This window comes from Isobaculum melis (assembly GCF_900111355.1).
GTDB lineage: Bacteria > Bacillota > Bacilli > Lactobacillales > Carnobacteriaceae > Isobaculum > Isobaculum melis.
Genome location: NZ_FOHA01000001.1, coordinates 314225 through 339160 on the forward strand (window position 1 = coordinate 314225; position 24936 = coordinate 339160).

Genomic DNA, 24936 nt, shown 5'->3' on the forward strand with positions numbered 1-24936 from the left:
TATGTAATCGCTTTCTAAAAAATAGCAGGTATGAAAAAATGAGTGAAGGAGAATGAATGATGACAAGAAAATATGATAAACAACTACTAAATGAGATTGTTGAAAAGCAAACAACAGCAACTGTGGATGGTGTGGAGGTGCTATTTAAGCCTATACCTGATTGTGATATTAAAGGCGCAATGGATCCACGCCTATATAAAGAAATGAAAAAAATTGCTTTTCTGACACGCTTTATGCCGAAAAGTATGATGAGTATGAAAATGGATATGAAATCATTACCAAAATTAAGAAAGATGTTCAATAGTGTGGATAGTACGCCAATTATTGAATCAGGCGTTGAGAAAGTAGAAGATTTTGTCACCGCAGCAGATGGCACAAAGCTACCTATTTACGCATTCAAATCTGAAAAGACTTTACCTAATGCACCTATTTTATATTTCATTCATGGGGGTGGCTTTTTTGGCGGAAGCACAGATGTTGTGACGGATGCCTTAAAATTGATTGTTGCAAATACGGGGATTATTGCTTTTTCAATGGATTATCGTTTAGCACCAGAGTATCCTTATCCAACCAGCCATGAAGATTGTTATACCGGACTGAAGTGGGTAGCTGAAAATGCAAGTCGCTTTGGGGGAGATGCGCAAAATATTTTTGTAGCAGGTGATAGTGCCGGTGGAAACTTAACGTTATACTGTACCAACAAATCTTTAGAAGAAGGGCTGAACCTTGTTAAAGGCCAATTAATCTTATACCCAACTGTAAATATGGGGGGGGTTGACGATGAGCATGTTCGATTCACTAAAGATAAATTTGATGTGTATCAAAAACAAGCACGCGCCATTAATTTGTCATTAGATATGTTAAGTGGTGCAACGGATGGCTTAGGCACTTATTTGGGAACACAAGAGTTAATGACAAAATATTTAACACCTTATATGGATGTGAGTGATCAGATGCCACCAACCTTTGTGACCGTTGGGGAACATGATTTTCTAAAAGTAGAAACATTGGCCTATGCAAGAAAATTAGTACTGGCTGGAGTGGATACAGAAACAATTGTTTATAAAGGGTTAGGACATGCTTATATTGATCGAATTGGTTATTTACCACAAAGTGAAGATTGTGCCATTGAAATGGGCCGTTTCATATTAAAACATAGGAGCTGAAAGAAATGAAAAAGGGGAATATCATTTTTATAGTGGGGGTAGTCTTACTATTACTTGTTTGCACATTTTATGATTTACAGATTTCCATGACACTGTTTAATAATCAATCAATTTATGGCAAGTTTTTTGAGGCAGCTGGCGAATTGCCTATGACATATATTGGGTGTTTTTCAGCCGCTGCTCTGTTCCTGACAATGAAAAATACAGGACGTTGGACATTTTATTTAGGAAAAATTGGCTTTGTTTTATTAGTCCTTTTTTTCTCTCTGACTTCAATTATTATGATCAATACACATCTTCCTTTATCAATTGGGTTAAAGATTGGGTTACTCATTTTAACAAGTCTAGTCTTTTATTTATTAGCAAAAGCAGTACCAGCAAAGCACTATTTAGCCTTAAAACAAGCAGCAAAAGTTGGGCTTATCCTAGCTGTTTTAGCCATTTTAGTGGTAACCATTCTAAAAATGTTCTGGGGCCGTATGCGTTTTAGAGAAATGACGGATCCGATTCATCAATTTACAAGATGGTATCTACCACAAGGCTGGACAATCAATAATGAGTTGATGTCATTCCCATCAGGACATGCAGCCAATTCTTCAGTTATCCTATGGCTCAGCTTATTGCCAACTTTTGTGAGTCGTTTAGCTGGAAAAGAACGTTTGTTAGAAGGCTTAGCAGCTGTTTGGATTGTTTTGGTAATGGTTAGCCGCGTTGTAATGGGGGCACATTTTGCGACAGATGTAACCGTTGGTATGTTGCTTTCAATCAGTTTATTCTTTTGGCTTAAAAAAAGGTTTATCACAAAAAATAATCAGTTAAATGTGCTATGATAAAGAGAGCGTGAATTTCGAATAAGGGATGGGGAAATAATGAGTCGGACAATTTATGAATCTGTTCAAATGGATAATAATTTACCAATGCGTATTTTGCATTTTTCTCATGAGAAGGCCTTAGTTTCACCAGGTGGCAATACCTATCATTTTGATACAGCAACACTTCAATTTGTTCCGCCACATTGGCATCGTAGCATTGAATTAACTTATGTTGTGAATGGCACACTTCAGGTACGGCAAAGTGAACAAGAGCAAACCTATCAGGATGATTCCTTTTTTATCATCAATTCTGGTGATATTCATGAATTAAGTAGTGTGCCGACTGATAATTTTGAGCTGATTTGCTTTATTATTTCATATGATTTTATTCAACAATTTATTCCAAATATTGAAAAAATTCGTTTTGATATGGCAACGACACAGGAAACTGCTGCTGAACTGTCAGGTTTATTTTATGATATATTAACACTTTATAATGAAAATCAGGAATTTGGTCATTTAAAAATTCAAGCGAGACTCATTGAGATCCTCTATTTATTGTGTCAGTATCATCAGGTTGAAAATCATTTACCCGCTAGTAGAAAATATTTGCGTAGCCAACAATTAAATAAGCAAATTCTTGAATATATTCATGTGCACTATATGGAAAATCTAACCTTAGAGCGCTTAGCTAAAACCTTTAATTTTTCCCGTGAGCATTTTTCTCGTTTATTTAAAGAGACCTTTGGAAAAACTTTCTTGGTTTATTTAAATGATTACCGTTTATACTGTGCCTTTCCAGAAATTGTGAATAGTCGTAAAACAATAGAAGCCATTAGTATTGCTCATGGCTTTCCAAGCTCAAAAGCATTAATTAAACAATTTAAAGAGGTCTATCATGAAACACCTATGCAATTTCGAAAAAATAGAAAGGTTTCAATTTTGGACCATAATGATGACAAGAAACGCTAATCTCAGCGTTTCTTTTTTTTGGACATAAAGCATCAATAATTAGCTATTTAGTTGCTACTAAAAAACACCAATGAAACCGCTTTCTTTGTTATAGTAATGATAGAAATTACTACTAATAAAGGGAGCGGTATAAATGAATATGAAAAAATATATTAGCAAGAAAATTATAAAGGATTTTGTGATTATTAATGTGATTATTAATGGTATTTTTTATATCATTGGCTTTAAAAATTTTTCAGGACAACTCACATTTAATGATATCACAACCGATTTATTTATTGGCTTGATGCTTTTAGGTGCAGCAGGCTCATGGATTGGTTTTGTGAATATGCGAAAAGAGTTACAAAAAGGAAAAACAGATGTATCTAATTTTCAGAAGAGTCATTTCTATCACCTTTTACCAAAAGCAACAGGCTTACGCATCTTATTTCTGATGGCAATCACAGCATTGATTACACTGATCTTCTTTATTTTATTACCAAGCTTATTAGGGCTAGATAAAATCAATCATGTCATCGGCTTTGGCTTCAAAACAATTACAGCTGGGCTAATGGCTTGTGTGATTGGCTATATCGTCATTGATTTATCGATTAGTGATTATCAGCATCAACCAATGCCTACAAAAGATACAACTGTTGTTTAAAAAGCAATTGACAAGCCATTTCACTCTTTTGTATGATAGGTAGGTAACGTACTTTTTGAAACAATAGAGGAGTGATTGCTTGTTAACAAAGGATGAGCTTCCTTTTTGTCCAGTTGCAACAACCGTTGATTTAATTGGCAATAAATGGACATTATTAATTATGCGAGAATTATTAACAGGAACCAAGCGTTTTAGTGAATTGCATAAAGCAATTGTTGGGATTAGCCAAAAGGTATTAACACAAAATTTGCGAAAAATGGAAGAAGATGGCATTGTCACTCGGGAAGTATTTGCTGAGGTGCCACCAAAAGTCGAGTATTCTTTAAGTGAGCTAGGGGATAGCCTACGTCCGATTATTGATTCAATGATTACTTGGGGAACAGATTATATTCAACAGCATTTACAAGCTGAACAGCAAGATTCTTAATTGAATCTTGTTTTTTTATTCCCTCATCCGCTATTTGTTACTAAAAGGTAACTAACCTATAAAAAAGTGCCTTCTTTAATATTTTCAAAATATCATGCATACTAGACCTATCAGAACAATAAAGGGGCTATTTAAAATGATTAAAAAAGGCGAAGAAGCGTTAGAAAAATTTTCAACTACTGCCTATCCAAAAGCAATCAATCAAGTTGCAAAAGGGATTTATCATGTAACAGGGTATGGGCATAGTAATGCGATTGTGATTGAAGGGGAGCGCTCATTGATTTTAATTGATACCCTTGACTCAAATGAGCGGGCAAAAAAAATGATGACAGCCATGAGGAAATATACAGATAAACCAGTTAAAACCATTATTTTTACCCATGGACATCCAGATCATCGTGGTGGATCAGGTGCATTTAAAGAGACCGTGACGGAGATTATTGCCTTTAGTAATAAGCAGCCAGTTCTCAAGCATACAGCACTACTTGCCGATGTTTTTGAAGTCAGAGGCAAGCGCCAATTTGGTTATGCATTGAATGATGAAGAAGCACTTTTACAAGGGATTGGCATTCGTGAAGGAAAAGCAGTTAATGATGGCAAATATGATTTTTTAGCCCCTACTGAAGTATTAACAGCTGATCAAACAGAAAGGGTGATTGATGGGATTCACTTAACCCTTGTTGCAGCGCCAGGAGAAACTGGGGATACTGGCTTTATTTGGTTAAAGGAGCAAGGAATTTTATGTTGTGGAGATAATTATTATGGTTGCTGGCCAAATCTATCCGCTATTCGCGGCGGTCAATATCGTGATGTGGCAGAATGGGTGGATAGCCTCGATAAAATCATGAGCTATGATGCAGAAATTGTTTTACCAGGGCATACAAAAGCTTTAATTGGTAAAGCACAAGTAACAGAAGTCTTAGGCAATTTTAGAAATGCCATCAATGAAGTACTGCTTCAAACACTTCAGGGAATGAATGAAGGTAAAGCAGTGGATGAAGTGGTTGCATGTGTACAATTACCTGCACATTTGCAGCATTTACCTTATTTAGGTGAATATTATGGCACCATTGAATGGACTGTCAAAGCAATTTATTATGCTTATTTAGGCTGGTATGATGGCAATCCCACCAATTTACACCGCTTAAATTCTAAAGCGTATGCGCACAAGATGTTAGCGCTAATTGGAAGCAAAGAAAAGGTTTATCAAGAAATAGAACAAGCATTAGCAAGTGGCACCTATCAATGGGCATTAGAATTAAGTGATTTACTCATTCAAGTAGAGGATAAAAAAGGCGATCTTTCAAAGATTGCAGCTTTAAGAAAACAAGCGCCACTTGAAACCAGTGCAAATAGCCGGCATTATTATCTTGCTTATGCAAATGATCTGGAAAAAAATTAATCCTATACAAATAAAAAAACGTATATGGAATCAATTGTTAGGTTGATTCCATATACATTTTTTGAAATGAAGCTGATTCATACTTTAATTGCTAAGCCAAACCATAATAATAAAACAACTATGATAATAATCATGTCTTTATACGCTATTCACAAAATTGAGGCGTTCAAAAAAAAGGGAAGAAAGTGTGTGGGAAAATGAGTGATATTTGGAATCCTTGGCATGGCTGTAAAAAAATCAGTCCAGGATGTCAAAATTGTTACATGTATGCGCTAGATGCGCAAAGAGATAAAAAGGGCTCCGATATTTATCAAGTGAAGCAAATGTTTGATTGGCCTTTAAAGAAGGATCGCTCAGGGCAATATCTTGTTCCTAGTGGTTCAACGATACGAGTTTGTATGACATCAGATTTTTTTCTTGAGGAAGCTGATTGCTGGAGAGATGAAGTTTGGGATATCATTAGAAAGCGTTCAGATGTTTTCTTTTTCATTTTAACCAAAAGAATCCATCGTGCGAAAGCTTGCTTTCCAAAGGATTGGGGAGCTGGCTGGGAAAATGTTTGGTTAAATGTTTCTGTTGAGAATCAACGAACAGCTGAGCAAAGAATTCCGTTGTTATTAGCAACACCTGCGAAACATAAAGGCATCATGCTCGCACCATTGTTAGAAGCTGTGACAATCAATGAGTATTTAGAAAATGGTCAAATCGCTCATGTGATTGTTGGAGGAGAAAATTATCATGGCGCACGTCCACTTCATTATGAATGGGTTGAGGCACTTTATTTAAGCTGTGCGAACCAAAATGTGAATTTTGAATTTATTGAAACTGGGAACCATTTTATTAAAGCTGGAAAGGATTATCATCTACCTAAGTGGTTGCAAGCGGAGCAAGCAAAAAAATCTGGTCTTGAGTACCGAGGAAGAAAGGTAGAAGTGGCTCTAACCGCTGCTCCTTTAAATGAGAGTTTGCCTTTATTTGAAATGAAAGCAAAAAGCTTATGTGATAGTTGCACTTATAAAAATAAGTGTTCAACAGTTGAAAAAAGCAAAGGGTGTCAGTTGAAGATTTGATGGGTGTCAGGGTATTTGTAGATTTGCTTTTCAAAATAGGTGTAGGGTAAGCTGTAAACAGAATTTAGTGCCAAGTAAAAGGTCATGTGTGCTGGGCTTTATCTTCACGCTTGTGATAGGGTTTGATGAAGATTAATATAAAAAAAGAAATGTGATCAAATAAAAATAGAGCTCATCAATACTTGAACTATTGATGGCTCTATTTTTGCAGTTTTTAAAGAAATGTATTGGTGCTACTCTTTGATCTCTGCTAAAAGACTTTCAAACCAATTCACATTGACCAAATGATGTGCACGTGAGTTTTCTAGCATTTTTATAAAAGGAGCAGAAAGTTCCTCATTGTGTTCAATAGAATGCTCTAATAATGCAATTTTCTGCTTTGATTCGGCAATTTGTTCTTGAATCAACTGCTGAAATTGTTCGGCGGGATATTCTGCTTCAAAGAGCATAGCCGCATAAAAAGATAGTTTCACATATTCGGTTTTAGCGCCATATTTGTGCATCAACTCTTCGAACTTTTGTTGACCAAGCTCAGTAATCACATAATGGTGAGCCTCTCTATTGTGCTGATTGTGCGCCATCTCAACTTTTTCAATCCACAACTTTTCCTCCATTTGTTGCAAATGATAATAGAAAGAGCCTTTTGTAAAATTCACAATATATTGATAATGACGTTCCTCCATTAAAGCGAGCAATTCATAGCCATGTGCACCGGGATGTTGTTTTAGCAAACCTAAGATAATTAAAGGAATCAAAGTAGTGCCTCCTATTATTTTTGGAGAAGTTGTCCAATTTTTGCTTCAAATTCTGGGTAAGTGATTTTTCCTAAAGCCATATTCATACTGGCAAGATAGATATTTTCCCCTTGCGTATAAGGCCTTTTAGTAAGCTGAGTTAGAAATTCTTCTTCATTTTTTAAAGGTTCTAATACATGCTGTTTCGTCAAAAAAGCTTCAAAATAACGTAAACCAAAACGACGTTGAGAAAGTGCATCAATATGAATCCCATCAGGATTAGCTGTTAACTCAGCGGCAGTCACAAAGTAACAATTGTCTTTTTCAAAAGCATATTTTTGAAGAGCTTGATTAACCGCTTGATATTCTGTACAACCAGCACCAAACCCTGTCTGGCCTAAGAAAGCAGGCAGTTCTCCGATAATTAATGGAAGGAAAGGTGCATGTAGCTCTTTTCTAACGGCTTCAAGGATAAAAGCTAATTTTTCATAGTAGCCTGCAGAACGACCTTCCATGCCGTCACTTTCCCCTTGATGCCAAAGTACACCAGTTAACTCACTGTTTTCCATTGCAAACTTAGCTTGACTGATGGCGTGACGGAAGAGCAAACCATCTGGATGCCATTCATCAATCGTACTTCCTCCTTCAGCACATGGGATCAACCCAATTTCATCTTCTGGAAATTGGGCACACCAAGCATCTGCAAAAGAAGAGACAAGACTAACGCCAGCAACAGGACGGTCATAGTTAATCGGCTCCGTCATCATTTGCCAACGACCGTTTCGCAGCATTTGAATTCTTTCATTATAGATAGGAGGCACATCCGTCAAGAAGCCTCTGCCTGCCATATTAGATTGACCGAGCATTAAAAATGAATGTATCATGTTCTTTCCTTCTTTCAGATGTCTATTTTCCAACGATAGTCTAATTAGACTATTTTCGTTTTTTATTATGATCCAATTAGACTATTTGTCAAATTTTAAAAGAAATGATGGTTGTGACGAATCGTTCTCTTAATTCAATAAATTTTTTTAATTTTCCATGATATAATTGTAAGGCATCGATAAAAGAAATCAAAGGAGTATGCTTGATGACTTATAGAGAAAGAAAAGATTATGTATTTTATGCGTCAATGGCCTTGATTCCAGGTGTATTTTTATTTGGACTCATGCCACTCATTGCCATGCTGATGACGCCAGCATTTGAAGGACCATTTAAATCAGTGCCGATAGATGTTTTATTTTTCGCCATTCTCGGTGCCTGTATGACCCTATCAATGATTAGTGGATTCCTATTGTTTACTAGATTTATCTCGTCGAAAAGTAAAACATTTAAAGCATTAAACATTGTGTTTTTCTTTATTATTCCGTTTTTTACTTATTATTTTTTCTTTCTAATTTCAGTACCTTATTACATTTATAGCTTGGTGAAAATAAGAGACAGACGTTATCTGAAAGAAATGTAAAAAAGTCATCCTACTCTTTAGTTAGAGCGAGGATGACTTTTAGGTCTCGTTTAATGTGAAGAATGATTTTTCTTAAGTCTCAAAACAATATAATAGATCAACAATGTAAACAGAATGGCACTACTAGCAAAAATTTTCCAATTTTGATAGAAAAAAGCAGTAATCCCAAGAATAGAAATAACAATTAAATAGAGAATGATTGTTATATTTAGCTGTTTCTTACTCATATTTTTCACTCCTAGCTAGGATGACATATGTAGAGGTGATGGGTTACTGATTTAAGTATACGCTTCTTTTGATTGAATAATCAACAGAGTTTTAATAGGTCTGTGATGAGAAGAATTTAGTATAATATTAAACATCTACATCTTGGGATACGATATAATGAATGGTGAAAGATTTAGGCTACATATGAGGAAATGGGCTGCATCCGTTTAAAAAAAGTGTATAAATGTTGAGGGGGTTGTGTGAAGTGAAGAAACAAGCGCTAGCAATTAATGGCATTCCTGCAATTGTATGGGAAGAAGATAGTCAGAAAGTTTTGATAGCAATCCATGGCAATATGTCTCATAAAGAGGATACTGTGATTGAACTATTAGAAATGAAGCAGTGGCAAAAGGATATCAGGTATTGAGCTTTGATTTGCCTGGGCATGGTGGGTGAAGTGGAGAAACATTACCAAATAATGTTACCCCTTATTTGGCTGATTTGAAAATGATCATAAATGAAAGCAAGAAGAGATGGGAAAAGCGCCAGCTTTTCGCATGTAGTATTGGCGCTTATTTTAGTTTAAGGGCTTATCAAAATGAAGCGTTTGAGCAAGTATTCTTTTTATCTCCTGTAGTGAATATGCTCCGATTACTCGAAAATATGATGTTATGGTTTAATATTACACCAGCGATGTTGCAGCAAGAAAAAGAGATTGCAACGCCGATTGGAGAAAAGTTATATTGGGATTACTATTGTGATGTGAAAGCCAATCCTATTTGTCATTGGGAGAATCAGACTAATATTTTATATGGATCTGATGATGATTTATGTGAATTAGATACTATTAATCATTTTGTGAAAACTTTTGATGCGCAATTACAAATTGTAGAGAATGGTACGCATTTTTTTCATTCAGAAGAGCAGTTAGGTATCTATCAAGACTGTTTGAAATCTTTATTATAAGTGCTGAAATAACTTCTATTTGATGATACTCAGTAGATAGAAAAAATAATTTTTTAAACAGTACCACTATTAAGAGTGCTACTTACTCGACAGTATATTTCTTTAAAAAGAGTTCTAATATTAAATCAATATGAATCATTAAGAAAGACCTAGAAGTAATATCATAATTATGAAAAGTATTTGTTGGAATCCCTGCACTAATACTTTTTAGAGAAAGACTATTCAGTGAATTGTATTGCGAATTTGTAATCGACAAAATCGCAATATTTTTTTGCTTTACTTTTTTTGCAGAGGTTAGCAGGCTACCTGTTTCACCACTCATACTAATAAAAATGACCAAATCATTTTGCTTACAAAATTGTGGTAGTAAATCTAACATATGAGATTCGTAAATATACATAGATGGACAATTTAGCTGATAGAGACGCTTACACATATATTCTGCAATTGGTTTAGTTAGCCCCACCCCAACAATAAAGAGGTTTTCAGCTTGCTTCATTCTTTTGGCAAAGTATTCTAGAGACTCAAGTGTTAAAGAATGAAGTGATTGCTCAAAAAAATGACGATATTGTGTGACTAAATCTTTTTCCTCAATATAAATTGTTTGACTTAATAAGCGAGATAATTCATATTTGAATTGAGAAAAGCCTTGAAATCCAAGGCGCTGTGCTAATCTAATAATGGTTGAATTAGATGAAGCTAAATGGTGAGCCAAGTCTGTGAGGTTCATTTGATTGATTAATTCTGGATGATTGTCCAATTCGAAAAAAACATTTTTTTCAGAATCACTTAAATCATCTAGCTTATTTCCATAAAAATCGATTAAAACACCCATTTAATTTCTTCCTTTCTACTATTCATTCTGGCATCTATTATATCTTATTGTTGGATAATTATCCAGAAATTGAATGAAAAGGATTACATTTTATTGCTATAGTTACTTTATTAAATTGAAAAGGGGAAGATATCTGATGAACATAGCTTCAATGACAAAGCCAACGCTGATTCAAATAAATAGAACGTTGACTTCTAGAAACGAAATTTTAACAGAGCTTGCTAAACAATTGTATGAAAGTGGTTACATTACCGATATTGAAGAATTTATAGAGGATGTTCAAAAAAGAGAAAAGCATTCAGAGACCGGTATGGAAAATGGCTTAGCGATTCCACATGGTAAAAGTAAAGCTGTTAAAAAAGCTGGTTTTGCAGTCATGACTTTAGAGTCACCTTTAGCTGAGAATGAATGGCCATCAATAGATGCTAGTAACAAAGTTGAACTGATTTTTCTTTTAGCCATACCAGACGATGAAGCTGGTACAACCCATTTGCAATTATTAGCTGAATTAAGTAGTCGCTTAATGAATCAAGATTTTGTTTCTGCTTTAAAAAATGCACAAACTTCACAAGCATTATATGAGCTCCTTTCCCAAGAAAAAGAGGGGACAGCCGTTCAAAACATTGATTCTGATAAATTCGTATTGGCAGTAACTGCATGTGCAACTGGTATTGCTCATACCTATATGGCAGCTGAGGCTTTAGAGCAAAAAGGTGCTGAAATGGGGATTAAAGTTCACGTTGAAAAGCAAGGTGCCAATGGGATAGAAGATAGGATTACCCCAGAAATGATTGCCAAAGCAGATGGCGTTATTTTTGCAGTAGATACAAAGGTAAAAGAAAAAGAACGATTTGCTGGGAAAGCATTTGTTGAAACAAAAGTTGCTGAACCATTGAAAAATAGTGAGAAAATCATTCAAGCAGTTCTTGAAGCACCACAGGGAATTGTAAAAGAAGGCCAGGGAGAAAATCAGGTTGAACAATCTGGTAAGAAAAAAGGCTTAAAAGACGAGTTAATGGCAGCTGTTATGACAGGTATCTCTTATATGATTCCTTTACTTGTTGCTGCTGGTTTGATGTTAGGGATAGCTAAGTTGATTTGGATTTTAGCATTAGGAATGGATCCTGTTACAATCGGTGATGCTGCCTATAATGATGCAGGTGGAATAACTGGATTCTTACATTTCTTAGATGCTTTTGGTAATATGCTATTTAAATTTATTTATCCAGTTTTTGCAATGTTTGCAGCCTATTCAATCGCTGATCGTACAGGATTGATTGCAGGTTTTGCAGGTGGGATTTTTGCAGGTGGTTTACACTATACTTTTTGGGGAATTGAAGGTGGTATTCCTAGTGGCTTCCTAGGTGCTTTAGTTCTTGGTTTAGCTGCTGGTTATAGCTCTCGTTTCTTGAATGAAAAAATTCGTTTAAGTAAAAATTTTAGTGCAATGAAACCAATGTTTCTCATACCAGGTTTATCTGTATTATTTATTTTCATTTTGAATTTATATGTAGTTGACCCAGTTTTTGGTGGCTTAAATCAATTGATTGCAAAAGGCATTGAAAGTATGAGTGGTTCAGGGCAATTAGGTCTATCAGCAATTATTGCTTCTGCAACAGCTTTTGATTTAGGTGGTCCAGTCAATAAGGCAGCAGGAGCGATTGCAATTGGTTTGTCGACTGATGGTATTTTTCCTTTAACACCACGTGTACTGGCAATTGTTATTCCACCACTTGGCTTAGGATTGTCAACTATGATTGACCGTTATGTTGTAGGAAGACGTGTTTATCCGCAGGACTTAAGAGTAGCAGGTGGCACATCATTCTTATTAGGATTCTTAGCGATTTCAGAAGGTGCAATTCCATTTATGTTAAGAAACCCATTGATTACAATTCCAATTAATATTATTGGTGCCATTGTCGGTAGTTGCACAGCGGTTGCTTTAGGTGCCGTTCAGTGGTTACCATTACCAGCTATTTGGGGTTGGCCTTTAGTAACGAACTTACCAGCCTATTTGATTGGTTTGGTTGCAGGTGTACTTGTAATCGCTTTTGGTAATATATTAGTTCGCTACATGATTATTAAACGTAAAGAAGCAAATGGTGAAAAAATAGACATGTAATCGTAGAGGCTGAGATTGAACTTATTTAATAGGTTTATCTTAGCCTCTAAAGTCAATCAATAATGAAACAGGCGCTTAGCGTCAATTCTCATAAGAGGAAATTTTTAGAATAGGTGATCAAATCATGAAAAAGCAAGTTTTTGTTGTCCCGCATAGTCATTGGGACCGAGAGTGGTACTTCTCAATAGAAGATTCAAACACAATATTAAGTGAAAATATGGCAGAATTATTAACCTTTTTAGAACAAACACCAAATTTTCCAACGTATACATTTGATGGACAGCTATCCGTCATCGAAGATTACCTAAAGCATGCTCCGGAAGATGTTGAACGACTTAAAAAATTGATTAAGAATGGTCGTTTACACATTGGACCATGGTATACACAAGGAGATACATTACTCTTACAAACAGAGTCAATTATTCGTAATTTATTGATAGGTAAGCAAGGTGCAGAAGCCTTTGGACACTCAATGGATATTGGCTATTTACCAGATATTTTTGGACAAAATGCTTACTTACCAAGCATATTTAAGCGTTTTGGCATCACTCACAGCATCCTACAAAGAGGACTTTATCATGAACAAGTAAACAAAGATTTAAACTTTCAATGGATAGCACCAAATGGAGAAGCCATTCCAACGAATAATATTTATTTTGGCTATGGACCAGGGAAATTTTTAGCTAGTGATGAACAGTATGTTACACAGACTCTATTACCGATTTTAGAAGCATTGGAAAAAATGAATCCCAAAGATGCACCACTGCTTTTACCTGCTGGCGGGGACCAAGTTTTTGTACGAAAAAATTTCCCAAAGGTTATCGAAGAATTAAATCAGCGTGATTGGCCATATGAATTTATTTTATCTGACTATGAAAGTTATATGGAAAAAGCATGGATGACTCCTCATGAAACCAAGATTAATGGAGAGCTGATTGCTTGCCAAAAATCAAGAATTCACAATACAATTCGTTCACAGAGAATGGATATTAAGCAAAAAAATGCGCAGATAGAAGAAAAAATCTATCAACAATTAGAACCATTAGGCGTTTTAAGCCAAGAATTAGGCGGAAATTATCCTCAAAATTGGATGAATAGTTGCCTAAAATTATTATTTGACGTTCACGCTCATGATTCGATTGGTGGCTGTAATTCTGATGAAACAAATCGTGAAATTATGAATCGCTTGTATAAAATAGAGCGGATTGTAGATGGCTATCTGAATATTTTGAAGAAACAAATTAGTCGAGGCATATTAGCAGAGGAAGAAGGAGTTGTTGCATTCAATTTGCTTCCTAAAAAAGTGAACAAACAACTTTCTTTTATTATTTTTACCAAAGAATCCTCCATTCAATTAACTGATCTTTTAGGGAAAGCTTTACCTCAAGTGATTCGTAACCAAGAATATATCTCAGGAGGAACACAGGTAAAAGTAACTGCTGAAGGTGAAGTCCAAGTAGAATTACCAGGGTATTATCGAACCGAAATTGCAGCAGAAGTACCCTTTGAAGGCTTTGGTTATCGAAAATTGTTGATTCAAAATAGTTTAAATGAAAGACTAGCTTCTGTTGAAAATACCAAAATTAAGAATGAATTTTATGAGTTAGAAGTTGTAGACGGTATGCTAGAAGTAAGAAGATATGATGGGGCTGTAAAAAAACAATTATTTGATTTTGAAAATATGGCGGATGCTGGAGATTCCTATGATTTTTCCCCTGTTGAGAATGGTTTAGCAAATTATTCAACAAAGTTTAAGCTCATTGATATCAAAACATCTTCTCAAGAAAGTGAAATGATTCTTGAAACAACCGTAGCTGTTGCTAAAGAATTAGCTAACTGGAATCAATTAACAGAAGAAATGACAATCCAAACGACGATTCGATTAGTTAAGGGCTCTGATATGATCTATCTACAGCATCAAATGGAAAATCGTACCAATGACCACCGTGTTCGTTTGCGCTTTCTTGGTGAAAATACGGAAGGCTTAAGCTATGGTGACCAAGGTTACTCATTGCTGGAAAGGAAAAATCATAATCCTTATTTAGCAAATTGGCGAGAGGAAGGCTTTGCAGAAGCACCGCAAGCTATTTTTCCTTTAGAAAGATTTGTCACAATCAATGAAAAAGAAGGCAATGTAGCGCTTTTTACAAAAGGATTAAAAGAATACGAAGCTACGGATGATGCGTTGTATCTGACCTTATTCAGAGGTGTAGGCTTACTTGGAAAAGATGATTTGGCTTGGCGACCAGGAAGAGCTTCCGGCATTAATAATAAAGTCGTAGCAACACCAGATGCTCAAATGCATGGTACGTTAACCTTTGATCTAGCTTATCGCTGGGTGAATGAAGAACTACATCCTCAAAAACTCTATGCAGCTGCAGAAAAATTTGCAACGCAGCAATTAAGCTACCAATTACAAACATTGAATAGTTTTGAAGAAAGACTTGATCGTTTTGAATTGCCGCAACCAGCAGGTTTAAGCAATTTACCAACAGAAAAAATTGGCCCTAGCTTGCCAGAAAATCTATTTGTCAGTGGGATGAAAAAAGCAGAAAAAAGTGACAAAATCATTTTAAGAGTGTTTAATCCTCAAATAGCGCCAGTTGAGATACCAGCACATTTAAGTCAAACAGGTACCCTAGATGAAAAAGAATTAGGAACGATTAAAGAACTACCAGGTAAAGATTTCGTGACAATTATTATGGATAAAGCAGGTGAGTAAATGAAAATTGAAGAACAAGTTTTAGAGCAGTTAGTCAAAATATATGGTCATAAAGCCGACGAAATGATGCATGAGTTAAGCCCAACCCTCGAAAAATTTGCTAAAGCAAAATTTCCAGAGAAGGCAGCAATTAATCAAAAAAATGTGTATCTGATTGCTTATGGAGATAGTATTCAAAAAGCTGGAGAAGTTCCCTTACAAACTTTAAGAAATACATTAAATCAAGTAGCTAAAAATTTGATTACAGATGTCCATTTATTACCGATGTTTCCTTATACATCAGATGATGGCTTTTCGGTAGTAGATTACTATGAAATAGATCCAACTTTAGGAACATGGCAAGATATTGCACTTTTAGAAGAAGATTATCGCTTAATGTTCGATTTTGTAGCCAATCATATGTCAAAATCAAGTGAATGGTTTCAAAAATTCTTATCCCGTGAAGCAGGATTTGAACAGGCCTTTATTCAACAAGATGAAGCATTTGATGCAACAAAAGTTGTCCGTCCTAGAACATCTCCATTATTTCATCATTATCCAACAGCTGATGGAAGTCTGTCTGCATGGACAACCTTTAGCGAAGATCAAGTAGATATGAATGTTCAGGATGGTAAAATGCTTGCGCGTTTGACAGATGTACTGTTAACCTATGCACAAGCAGGCGCTTCATCCATTCGTTTAGATGCAATTGGTTTTTTATGGAAAGAATCTGGAACAACCTCGATGCATTTAAAACAGACCCATGAGATCATTAAATTATGGCGCATACTATTAGATTATTTTTCACCCTATACGCAAATTATCACAGAAACCAATGTTCCTCATAAAGAAAATATTAGTTATTTTGGCAATAAGGATGATGAAGCCAATATGGTTTATCAATTTCCATTACCGCCACTTGTCTTAAATGCCTTCACTAAAAATGATAGCCAAACATTGACAAAATGGGCAAAAGACATTCATTGCGTTTCAGAAACGGCCACCTATTTTAATTTTCTTGCTTCTCATGATGGCATAGGCATGCGCCCAACTGAAGGGATTTTAACAGAAGAAGAAAGAAATCATTTAGTTGAAAAGGTTCAAAAAAATGGTGGGAAAATTTCCTATAAATCTAACCCTGATGGCTCACAAACCGTTTATGAATTAAATATAAATTACGCAGAAGCTTTACGAAATCCGGGAGAAGATGATCAAACAGCTATCAAAAAAATGCTGGCTGCACATCATATTTTGCTGTCTATGGTAGGGGTTCCTGCAATTTATTATCATTCACTTTTCGGATCAAAAAATGATTTGGCAGGTTTTGAGAAGTCTGGGATTAATCGTCGCATTAACCGGGAAAAATTAGATGCAGACAAGTTACTTATGGCGTTAAAAGAGGATCATTACCGCCAGGAAATTTTTGATGGCATTCTTCATTTAATCCATCTTCGTCAAAAAAGTGAACACTTTAGTCCCTATGCGAATCAAGAGGTCTTAGATTATGGGCACAACGTCTTTGCATTAAGACGACAAAAGAAAGACAGCTCATCTGCCATTATCTCAATCACTAACGTCAGTCCTGAACCAGTTGTATTACAAAATATCGTTGGAAAAGAAATGATTTTACAACAAAATCTTCACGGAGAACTACAGTTGGAACCATATGGCATCGCATGGATTGAGGTTGAAAATCAATGAAAGTCGTGGTAGCTGTTGATTCATTTAAAGGAAGCTTAACTAGCTCAGAAGCAGGATTAGCGATAAAAAAAGGGCTATTACAAGTAAATCCAAATTTATTAGTTTCTGTTCACGAAGTCGCTGATGGTGGAGAAGGAAGCTTACAAGTTATTAAAAAAAGGATGACCCATTTAGAAGAAATAAAACTTTGTGTCTTTAACACTTTACATGAGAAAATAACAACCAGTTACTTGATAACGAACTGGGAAGGCAAAAAAACAGCGATCATCGAAAGTGCGATGGTTGTTGGAATTGAGGCAATTAACCCTAGTGAACACTCAACAAAATTAGGAAGTAGCTACGGTTTAGGGGAAATGATTTTAGATGCTAAGAATCGTGGTTGTCAGCGTGTGATTGTCTTTTTAGGAGGGACTGCAACTTCTGATGGTGGCTTAGGGATGCTTGGAGCTTGGTCAGCAAATGCCTCAGACTATGAAGCTGGAAACTTGTTGTATGAAAATCAATTGCATTTTGATTTAACAAAAATGCAAGAAGAATTTTCAGAGATAGAGATTCTTATTGGAAGCGATGTAACAAATCCATTTTCTGGTATGAAAGGATTTGCCCAGGTTTTTGCACCACAAAAAGGTGCCACACCAGAGCAGGTACAGTTTTTAGATAAGCAAGCAGAAAAATTCATGAAACAAGTTCAGGATAAAGTGAAAATCAATTTGAATGCATTTGAGGGCTCGGGAGCAGCTGGTGGCATTGCTGGAAGCTTACTGATTCTTGGGGGACGTATCCAGTCAGGGTTTGATATGATTGCTAAAATGATTGACCTAGAGCATGAAATCCAAGATGCTGATTTAATTTATACAGGAGAAGGTCGTTTAGATGCACAGTCAGTTCAAGGAAAATTACCAATGAAAATCTGTCAACTTGCTGGAAAATATGATGTTCCTGTCATTGCCTTAACAGGTAGCCGTGATCAACAATTAGGAGCATTGGATGATAACTTATTAGGTGCATTTTCAATCCAGCAAGGCCCAACTCCTATAGAAAAAGCATTAGAGAAAGAAGTAGCTGAAGACAATTTAGAAATCACTGCGAGAGAAACCTTTAAATTGTTTCAGTACAATTCTTAATAATAGAATGGATTATGGTATTGTGTATGGTTTGTTAAATTCTTTTTAGTTGAATTTAATAAATCATACTTTTTTTATTTTGCCTATTTGATTGGTATGAAACCTTAAGATTAACTTAGGAAAAAAGTCCATCTTCATATAAATAAAATAGGATATAATAATCATGGAGTGTGTATTACATATATGAGTGTTAAAAGGAAATAGGTGAATAGATGAAGAAACACTGGAAATGGATTGTGGCTGTTGGGATTTTTTGTATGATTGGTTTTTATTTTTTTAAAGCCACACATGTTAAGACACAAGAATTTGGGTATGTCGCATTAGTGAAAATTGATTTTAGACTTACAAAGGTTGAAAAGAATGAGGAAGATATTGTTTATGAAAGATATTTTTCAGCTTATGACATCAGTGAAGCTGAAATTGTGGATTATTTTTATGCATTAAAGAATGGTAAAGGTTATGGCTATAGTATGAAGTCAACTAAAGCTGAAATTAGTGGAGAGCTGAAGAATGAGGGCAGAGTGGGTGTTTACTCCGAAGTAGCCAATGATTTCTTGGCTAAAAATCTTTATGGGCTGAGTATTATGATAGAGAAACAGGCAAATGGGTATTATTTTATCATCAAGGAATTTCCAATGCGTTAGTGGAAAGCGTTCATCGTTTATGAGAATGAAATAAAAGGAACGAATGAATTTTTTTCATTCGTTCCTTTTTTACTGTACCTCACCTAAATTTTGTTCTTGGTAATTTTGAGAATAAGGTTTAGGTGAATCAGTGATTGGTTCTAGGTAAAATGTAATCCAATATTCTCTTTTAAGATTGCTATCAATCGTTGGAAAACCTTCCATTCTTTTCTCTTGATTATGAGGGATGTCTTGGTCAGTGATAACGTAGCCTAGAGAGTGATAATAGCTAGGAATCATTCCTTCGATTTGATAATATTTTCCAGCAAGATTTCTGGTTAATGTTGAGGTTAGATAGTTGTTGCCATCCTCAGTAAGAGAGCGTCCATAAACCTTTGCTTTTTCAAAGATGGAGGAGACATCTTTCGGTTCAATGGCATCAACATTTCTGATTTCTGCATAACCCTTACTAGGAATGGTTAAATGCTCGTTTGAGTTTAGAATAACTTGTTGAATATGAAAAGAAAGCTGGTGCTTAGTATAGTAATAAGTGATTGTTTGTGGCGTGCCTGTATAGGAGCCAGTTTCTGTTGGGTCAATTCTGAGATAGCCTTCAATATCTTCTCTGAAAGCACTTGTATTAAAGGGACTACCTAGTGAAAAAGTATCACTAATGGACTCTTTTTTAGACAGTAAAGGTAAATTTGTTTCTTGATCAATATATGCGACACTAACACGTTGTGGTAATGCAACAATGTGTTCATTTTCTCCTTCTTTTTCTTCTTGCTTGCCATACTGACTAAATTCAACATAATAGCCTTGGTTAAAAATCGTATCTATTCTATCATTATCGACATCATTCCACCATTTTTGCCCATTTTTAGCAAATTGCACAACATATTCTGAAGCCTCACCAAAGTTGTTAGGTTCATTTTTTGCCCAGCCACTGTAAACAGTCAGTGGTCTTGAACCAGTGGCATAGTGTTTTCCAGTAAAAAAGATTTTTCCAGCTTCAGGTCCACTAGCCCAATACCAACTATCTGTTGTCGTATCAAAGTTGGACAGCTGATTAGACAAAACAGCTTCATCATTAATTTTTAGCCCATTCTTATGAGACATTCTAGTGCCTCCTAGCATACCAGGTGCGGAAGCAATGGTATCAAAAATATAATCATGTTCCTCTTCACTAGTAATGGTTGCCAGATAGCCTTGTAATCCTTTATACCGCTCTGTTTTTGCTGCATTATATGAGTCCAACCAAGAAAGAGGAATTGGCACAAATTTGTAGTAGTGCTTTTTACGATAGGGATCGTTAGGATCTATCCAAGCAGAAATGTCATCTGGGTCAACTGAAATAGACACATTACCTGTTGCTTCTTTTTCATTTGTTATAACCAAGCTCAGTTTTTCTAAAACTTTTTGAATATCAGCAGGTTTGTTATTTTTTTTTAGCTGGTAACTAATCAATGTATCAGTTAAATCACTAGAAGTTGTCCAACCTGTAGGAACGGCCATTGACAATTGCACACCTTTTGGGATAGAAATTGTAACCGATTTAAATTCGGTAAATGTGTTTTCGATTTTTAAATTTTCCAGCGAAAATTTATTTCCTTCTCGTTTTAGATTAAAATCGATTGTTTTTACAGGATCCGCAGCTTTTGACTCAATATTTTCTGCGATTACTGTTGCATTACTTCTTTGTGTAGAAATAAGAAATAATAAAAGACAGCTAATAATTATCAGCCATTTATAGGGGTTTATTTTCCGCATGTTGCATCACTCTTTTCTATTTTTATTAAATTTTTTGTGAAAAAAACATCTGTTTTTTTCATTTTTTGATAGAGGATAACAAAAAACTTCAAAACATTGCTTTTGCAACATTTTGAAGAACGGATATACATATTTAAAGAATAGAAAATGGTGGGTGCAAGTAACAGATGTTACTTGCATATCCATTATATCGGTTTCTTGGTAGCTGTCAATGCGACAAAATGGAGAAAAAAATAAAAAATAGGTTTTTAGTTTTATCTGAAAATAATAATGGGTTGTAACTGTTTTTTTTATCCTTTTTTAGAATGTTTTAATAATAAAAGTAAAAGGAGGAAAAATGGAGGATTTTCAGCTTTTAACGAATGAGTGTCCCTTTCCTAGCATTAGGAAAGAGAAATAAATGCATCTAATTTATTCTCTTTTTATGATAGGCTTATCAAAAGAATATGAGAAGGGATTTTGATGACTGAAAAAATTTAATTAGTAAGTGACTCAGATGCTTCAGCAGGTTTTATACCAGACACTTATAGCTTGGGAGTACTCTTATATTGAGTACTTCTTTTTTTATTATGTGAATATATTACACATAATGAATTCTTAAACAAGCAATATGATATATTATAGGGATATTGCACCTATAGGATGGGCTCAGAATTGGAAAATGCTCTTAATGAGTTGGGAAAATCAAAACAATTTGATGCATCTACTGGAACTTATCTTTTTCATGATTATAGCACTAGCCCATGGTATAATAAATTAAAAGAATATAATGATTCTAGCACATCACAGTGCTTTGAACTTGTTGCTGCGGATAATAAGTTTTTATGTAGAGTATGTATTGATTTTTTAGGATGAAAATTGAGTGCGAACCTTAAGTGTACATGAAATTACTAGGGGATTCGCACCAAAATTTCGAGAAAAATTCTTTGAAAACGAGGGTTTTCTCATTAAAATTTAATTTTTTTGTTAGTTTTTAGGTGAAATAGTGAAAGTATGTTCGTATATTTTGACTGATTTCACAGTCTAGCTCTATTTAGAGCTAGTGGATTGAAATAGCTTACCAGAATTTAGTGAGTTGTTTGAACAAAGTCTAGCTCTATTTAGAGCTAGTGGATTGAAATAGTGATAAGTTTTGGAGTTTCATCATAATTCAACGTCTAGCTCTATTTAGAGCTAGTGGATTGAAATAGCTCTTTATCACGTTTACTTCTTGATGCAAATAGCGTCTAGCTCTATTTAGAGCTAGTGGATTGAAATGCTCATTTTAAGACCGCCATTCTTTTGTATCTCCCTGTCTAGCTCTATTTAGAGCTAGTGGATTGAAATGCTCATAATTAAGCCTTAACAGGTTTCTTTGATACGTCTAGCTCTATTTAGAGCTAGTGGATTGAAATACATATTATAAGTATTTTTGGCGGTTGGATTATTGTCTAGCTCTATTTAGAGCTAGTGGATTGAAATCATTTGCACCAGCTGCTCCTCTTGGTCCCGTATCGGTCTAGCTCTATTTAGAGCTAGTGGATTGAAATTAGATGTAAGTGAGCACCAGTGCTATTTCCTGTGCGTCTAGCTCTGTTTAGAGTGCTCAATATTGAGTACTCTTTTTTTATGTGAATATATTATACAAAATATATTTTTTCACAAATTATGTGATATATTAAAAGCAGTATGGGAAAATTTTTACTTATATGAAAATAAGTGAGTAACTAAATCTTGTCTTAAATCTATAATAAATGAAAATTAAAGTAAAAAAGAAGAATAGAGGTATTCTATGTTTATAGCTCATATCAGAAAAGAAGATGGGAAGAAGCAACTCTTAAAAGACCATTTAAAAGAAAGCGCTATCTTAAGCGGAAACTGGGGTAGAAAAATTGGCTTAGAGAAAACATGTTATTTAGCAGGTTTATTACATGACTTAGGGAAATACTCAGATGCATTTCAAATCTATTTAAAACAAGCTGTTGCTGCTCCAACTAGTGTGGTTAGAGGAAGTGTAGATCATTCAACGGCAGGTGGCAAATTGCTCTTTGATATTTGTCATAAAGATAGTCATGATCCATTTTCCTTAATTCTTGCGGAACTAGTCGGCAATGCAATTATTTCTCATCATAGTAGCCGTGGATTGCAAGATTTCTTCGTACCAGAAGGTGAAGCCAAATCAGATTATTTAGACCGGGTACAAGAAAAAGAAGTGGAAGAGTATGACATAATTAAAAATCGTTTTTTTGAGGAAGTTTTACCGGAATCAGAATTCAAACTGAAGATTAATCAAGCTAAAGAAGAATTGAAAAGACTTTATCAAACAGATGGAAAAATTACGATAACATCAAATACGACATTTTTTATTCTAAAATTTGTATATAGCAGTCTTTTAGATGCTGATCGAACAAATACCATGCTATTTGAAGAAAAACGAGAACATGAGCTTGTTATCAATAAAGAATTGCTCAAGGCTTATAATCAACGCCTGGAAGAAAAAGTTTCTTTATTTACAGCAGATACGCCAATCAATCAGCTCCGAGGTCAAATGTCTGAACAGTGTAAAAAATTTTCAGAAAGAGACACAGGTATTTATACATTATCAATTCCAACTGGCGGAGGTAAAACACTCGCCTCTCTGCGCTTTGGCCTAAATCATGCCATTAAGCATAGCAAGGAACGAATAATTTATGTAGTGCCATTCACTACAATCATCGAACAGAATGCGACAATAGTTCGAGAAATTTTACAAGATGAAGTGAACATTTTGGAGCATCATTCTAATGTATTTAAAGAAACAGAAATATTTGAGCATACAGCAGAACAGGAAGAAGCAGAACGAAAACAAGCCTTGCTGAAAGATAATTGGGAGGCACCAATTATTTTTACAACGATGGTTCAGTTTTTGAATACGATTTATAGTAAAGGAACCCGTAATCCACGTCGTTTTCACAATTTAACAAATGCGGTCATTATTTTTGATGAAACTCAAGGTGTACCAACGAATTGTACATACTTATTCAATGAAACCCTTAACTTCCTGAAAGAATATGGGGATACCACTAGTGTTTTATGTACAGCTACACAACCGTCTTTGGAATATGTGAGGAAGGAGTTGAAGAAGGATGAAGATGGTGAAATGATTGCTAATTTATCTGAGGTAGAGCGCCATTTTAAACGTGTAGATGTGATTGATAAAACGAAGCTAGAGTCATGGTCAGTCGAAGCGTTAGCGGACTTTAGCCAAGATATTTTAGAAGAAAAAGATAGTCTACTGGTTATATTAAATACAAAATCAGCTGTTCGACGGCTTTATCAGTATATAAAAGAAAAATGTGTAACAGATGTAAAGCTATATCATTTGAGTACGTCAATGTGTGCAGCTCATCGCAAAAAGTTGCTGGATGAAATTAAAGAAAAACTTGAGAATAAAGAACGGATTTTATGCATTACGACCCAGTTAATTGAAGCAGGGGTTGATATTAGTTTTCAGTCTGTTATTCGTGCAGTTGCAGGGCTGGATTCTATTGCTCAAGCTGCAGGTCGTTGCAACCGCAATGGAGAAGAAAAAAAGCAATCAGTTTATTTAGTCAATCTTTCAGAGGAGCTGGAAAAATTGGATAAACTGCCAGAAATTGCACAAGGGAAAGAAATTACGATGCAATTGCTTCGTGAATACAGAGAAAGAGGAGAAAATTCAGCAGATTTGCTATCTTATGCTACTCAAAAAAATTATTTTCAGCGTTATTATAAGCAGTTTGAGCATACTTTAGGTTATCCAGTAAAGGGAAATAGTCTGATTCTTTTTGATTTACTTGGTAATAATGAAAATGCTGTGTTGCATTTTAAACGCTCATATGGTTTTGTGCCAACGTTAGCATTTAAAAGCAGTCCGAAAACGATTGGAAAGTATTTTAAAGTCATTGATAGTCCAACAAGAACGGTTTTAGTTCCATATAAAGAAGGAAAAGAGTTAATTGCAGATTTAAATGGTGAGTTGAGACCAGAAGAATATGCGCCAAACTTGAAGAAATCACAACAATACACAGTGAATTTATTCCGTTATGAATTGGATGAACTTCAAAAAAACGGTGCGATTTATCCTTTATTGAATGGCGATATTTACGCATTAGAAGAGAGTGCTTATTCAAACGAGTTTGGTGTCGACTTATCTGTATTGGCTGAAAGTACGACATTAATTATATAAAAGGAGGAAT

At 35.1% G+C, this 24936-nt stretch carries 21 protein-coding genes and 1 CRISPR repeat array; of the genes, 17 read left to right on the forward strand and 4 right to left on the reverse strand.

Features of this window, described 5'->3' with window-relative positions:
* The first annotated feature begins 59 nt into the window (after positions 1 to 59).
* The 7 genes from BMW29_RS01550 to BMW29_RS01580 all read left to right on the forward strand — a co-directional run bounded on the left by BMW29_RS01550 (position 60) and on the right by BMW29_RS01580 (position 6492).
* Positions 60 to 1166 carry an alpha/beta hydrolase gene (locus BMW29_RS01550; RefSeq protein ID WP_092649562.1) on the forward strand — a complete coding sequence of 369 codons (1107 nt, stop codon included), beginning with the start codon at positions 60 to 62 and terminating at the stop codon, positions 1164 to 1166.
* A 5-nt stretch (positions 1167 to 1171) separates the two neighbouring features.
* Positions 1172 to 1996 carry a phosphatase PAP2 family protein gene (locus BMW29_RS01555; RefSeq protein WP_092649563.1) on the forward strand — a complete coding sequence of 275 codons (825 nt, stop codon included), beginning with the start codon at positions 1172 to 1174 and terminating at the stop codon, positions 1994 to 1996.
* 39 nt (positions 1997 to 2035) lie between these two features.
* Entirely contained in the window at positions 2036 to 2950 is a 915-nt protein-coding gene (locus BMW29_RS01560) for an AraC family transcriptional regulator (protein WP_092649565.1), read from the forward strand.
* Positions 2951 to 3083: 133 nt separating this feature from the next.
* Complete coding sequence (locus BMW29_RS01565) at positions 3084 to 3593, forward strand: hypothetical protein (RefSeq protein ID WP_092649567.1); 510 nt, start codon at positions 3084 to 3086, stop codon at positions 3591 to 3593.
* 79 nt (positions 3594 to 3672) lie between these two features.
* Entirely contained in the window at positions 3673 to 4020 is a 348-nt protein-coding gene (locus BMW29_RS01570; RefSeq protein WP_092649570.1) for a winged helix-turn-helix transcriptional regulator, read from the forward strand.
* A gap of 136 nt (positions 4021 to 4156) precedes the next feature.
* On the forward strand, positions 4157 to 5422 hold the full coding sequence (locus BMW29_RS01575; protein ID WP_092649572.1) for an alkyl/aryl-sulfatase: 1266 nt from the start codon (positions 4157 to 4159) through the stop codon (positions 5420 to 5422).
* 197 nt (positions 5423 to 5619) lie between these two features.
* Positions 5620 to 6492: a DUF5131 family protein gene (locus BMW29_RS01580; protein WP_092649574.1), complete on the forward strand. Its 873-nt coding sequence runs from the start codon at positions 5620 to 5622 to the stop codon at positions 6490 to 6492.
* A gap of 233 nt (positions 6493 to 6725) precedes the next feature.
* Here the strand turns inward: BMW29_RS01580 and BMW29_RS01585 are convergent, their stop codons facing one another.
* Both BMW29_RS01585 and BMW29_RS01590 read right to left on the reverse strand, forming a co-directional pair.
* Entirely contained in the window at positions 6726 to 7247 is a 522-nt protein-coding gene (locus BMW29_RS01585) for a PadR family transcriptional regulator (RefSeq protein WP_092649576.1), read from the reverse strand.
* Positions 7248 to 7261: 14 nt separating this feature from the next.
* Entirely contained in the window at positions 7262 to 8110 is an 849-nt protein-coding gene (locus tag BMW29_RS01590; protein ID WP_092649578.1) for a sialate O-acetylesterase, read from the reverse strand.
* 206 nt (positions 8111 to 8316) lie between these two features.
* On the opposite strand from BMW29_RS01590, the gene BMW29_RS01595 reads away from it, so the two are divergent.
* The 3 genes from BMW29_RS01595 to BMW29_RS14060 all read left to right on the forward strand — a co-directional run bounded on the left by BMW29_RS01595 (position 8317) and on the right by BMW29_RS14060 (position 9864).
* A complete protein-coding gene (locus BMW29_RS01595) occupies positions 8317 to 8691 on the forward strand; it encodes a hypothetical protein (protein ID WP_092649580.1) in 375 nt (124 codons plus the stop codon).
* 472 nt (positions 8692 to 9163) lie between these two features.
* A complete protein-coding gene (locus BMW29_RS14055) occupies positions 9164 to 9325 on the forward strand; it encodes a hypothetical protein (RefSeq protein WP_218139623.1) in 162 nt (53 codons plus the stop codon).
* An 80-nt stretch (positions 9326 to 9405) separates the two neighbouring features.
* Positions 9406 to 9864, forward strand: a complete 459-nt coding sequence (locus BMW29_RS14060) for a hypothetical protein (RefSeq protein ID WP_218139624.1) — start codon at positions 9406 to 9408, stop codon at positions 9862 to 9864.
* Between the two features lie 82 nt (positions 9865 to 9946).
* Here the strand turns inward: BMW29_RS14060 and BMW29_RS01605 are convergent, their stop codons facing one another.
* On the reverse strand, positions 9947 to 10699 hold the full coding sequence (locus BMW29_RS01605; protein WP_092649582.1) for a MurR/RpiR family transcriptional regulator: 753 nt from the start codon (positions 10697 to 10699) through the stop codon (positions 9947 to 9949).
* A 136-nt stretch (positions 10700 to 10835) separates the two neighbouring features.
* Here BMW29_RS01605 and BMW29_RS01610 point away from each other — a divergent pair, with 136 nt between their 5' ends.
* The 5 genes from BMW29_RS01610 to BMW29_RS01630 all read left to right on the forward strand — a co-directional run bounded on the left by BMW29_RS01610 (position 10836) and on the right by BMW29_RS01630 (position 18991).
* Complete coding sequence (locus BMW29_RS01610; protein ID WP_092649584.1) at positions 10836 to 12821, forward strand: fructose-specific PTS transporter subunit EIIC; 1986 nt, start codon at positions 10836 to 10838, stop codon at positions 12819 to 12821.
* Positions 12822 to 12945: 124 nt separating this feature from the next.
* The gene (locus tag BMW29_RS01615; protein ID WP_092649586.1) at positions 12946 to 15543 is read left to right on the forward strand and encodes a glycoside hydrolase family 38 N-terminal domain-containing protein; all 2598 of its coding nucleotides are present in this window, start codon (positions 12946 to 12948) and stop codon (positions 15541 to 15543) included.
* A complete protein-coding gene (locus BMW29_RS01620; protein WP_092649588.1) occupies positions 15544 to 17223 on the forward strand; it encodes a sugar phosphorylase in 1680 nt (559 codons plus the stop codon).
* On the forward strand, positions 17220 to 18347 hold the full coding sequence (locus BMW29_RS01625; RefSeq protein ID WP_092649590.1) for a glycerate kinase family protein: 1128 nt from the start codon (positions 17220 to 17222) through the stop codon (positions 18345 to 18347). Before BMW29_RS01620 ends, BMW29_RS01625 begins: the two co-directional genes overlap by 4 nt.
* A 212-nt stretch (positions 18348 to 18559) precedes the next feature.
* On the forward strand, positions 18560 to 18991 hold the full coding sequence (locus BMW29_RS01630) for a hypothetical protein (RefSeq protein ID WP_092649592.1): 432 nt from the start codon (positions 18560 to 18562) through the stop codon (positions 18989 to 18991).
* Between the two features lie 69 nt (positions 18992 to 19060).
* Here the strand turns inward: BMW29_RS01630 and BMW29_RS01635 are convergent, their stop codons facing one another.
* A complete protein-coding gene (locus tag BMW29_RS01635) occupies positions 19061 to 20740 on the reverse strand; it encodes a MucBP domain-containing protein (protein WP_092649594.1) in 1680 nt (559 codons plus the stop codon).
* Between the two features lie 654 nt (positions 20741 to 21394).
* Here BMW29_RS01635 and BMW29_RS01640 point away from each other — a divergent pair.
* Both BMW29_RS01640 and BMW29_RS01645 read left to right on the forward strand, forming a co-directional pair.
* Positions 21395 to 21595, forward strand: a complete 201-nt coding sequence (locus BMW29_RS01640; protein ID WP_092649596.1) for a hypothetical protein — start codon at positions 21395 to 21397, stop codon at positions 21593 to 21595.
* A gap of 166 nt (positions 21596 to 21761) precedes the next feature.
* A CRISPR array of direct repeats spans positions 21762 to 22269; the repeat unit is 33 nt; unit sequence GTCTAGCTCTATTTAGAGCTAGTGGATTGAAAT.
* A 242-nt stretch (positions 22270 to 22511) separates the two neighbouring features.
* Positions 22512 to 24926 carry a CRISPR-associated helicase/endonuclease Cas3 gene (locus tag BMW29_RS01645; RefSeq protein WP_092649598.1) on the forward strand — a complete coding sequence of 805 codons (2415 nt, stop codon included), beginning with the start codon at positions 22512 to 22514 and terminating at the stop codon, positions 24924 to 24926.
* Positions 24927 to 24936: the final 10 nt, after the last annotated feature.

Coding starts and splice junctions, on each gene's coding strand:
- BMW29_RS01550 (WP_092649562.1), top strand. CDS start 60: ATGACAAGAAAATATGATAAACAACTACTAAATGAGATTGTTGAAAAG.
- BMW29_RS01555 (WP_092649563.1), top strand. CDS start 1,172: ATGAAAAAGGGGAATATCATTTTTATAGTGGGGGTAGTCTTACTATTA.
- BMW29_RS01560 (WP_092649565.1), top strand. CDS start 2,036: ATGAGTCGGACAATTTATGAATCTGTTCAAATGGATAATAATTTACCA.
- BMW29_RS01565 (WP_092649567.1), top strand. CDS start 3,084: ATGAATATGAAAAAATATATTAGCAAGAAAATTATAAAGGATTTTGTG.
- BMW29_RS01575 (WP_092649572.1), top strand. CDS start 4,157: ATGATTAAAAAAGGCGAAGAAGCGTTAGAAAAATTTTCAACTACTGCC.
- BMW29_RS01580 (WP_092649574.1), top strand. CDS start 5,620: ATGAGTGATATTTGGAATCCTTGGCATGGCTGTAAAAAAATCAGTCCA.
- BMW29_RS01590 (WP_092649578.1), bottom strand. CDS start 8,110: ATGATACATTCATTTTTAATGCTCGGTCAATCTAATATGGCAGGCAGA.
- BMW29_RS01595 (WP_092649580.1), top strand. CDS start 8,317: ATGACTTATAGAGAAAGAAAAGATTATGTATTTTATGCGTCAATGGCC.
- BMW29_RS14060 (WP_218139624.1), top strand. CDS start 9,406: ATGATCATAAATGAAAGCAAGAAGAGATGGGAAAAGCGCCAGCTTTTC.
- BMW29_RS01605 (WP_092649582.1), bottom strand. CDS start 10,699: ATGGGTGTTTTAATCGATTTTTATGGAAATAAGCTAGATGATTTAAGT.
- BMW29_RS01610 (WP_092649584.1), top strand. CDS start 10,836: ATGAACATAGCTTCAATGACAAAGCCAACGCTGATTCAAATAAATAGA.
- BMW29_RS01615 (WP_092649586.1), top strand. CDS start 12,946: ATGAAAAAGCAAGTTTTTGTTGTCCCGCATAGTCATTGGGACCGAGAG.
- BMW29_RS01620 (WP_092649588.1), top strand. CDS start 15,544: ATGAAAATTGAAGAACAAGTTTTAGAGCAGTTAGTCAAAATATATGGT.
- BMW29_RS01625 (WP_092649590.1), top strand. CDS start 17,220: ATGAAAGTCGTGGTAGCTGTTGATTCATTTAAAGGAAGCTTAACTAGC.
- BMW29_RS01630 (WP_092649592.1), top strand. CDS start 18,560: ATGAAGAAACACTGGAAATGGATTGTGGCTGTTGGGATTTTTTGTATG.
- BMW29_RS01635 (WP_092649594.1), bottom strand. CDS start 20,740: ATGCGGAAAATAAACCCCTATAAATGGCTGATAATTATTAGCTGTCTT.
- BMW29_RS01645 (WP_092649598.1), top strand. CDS start 22,512: ATGTTTATAGCTCATATCAGAAAAGAAGATGGGAAGAAGCAACTCTTA.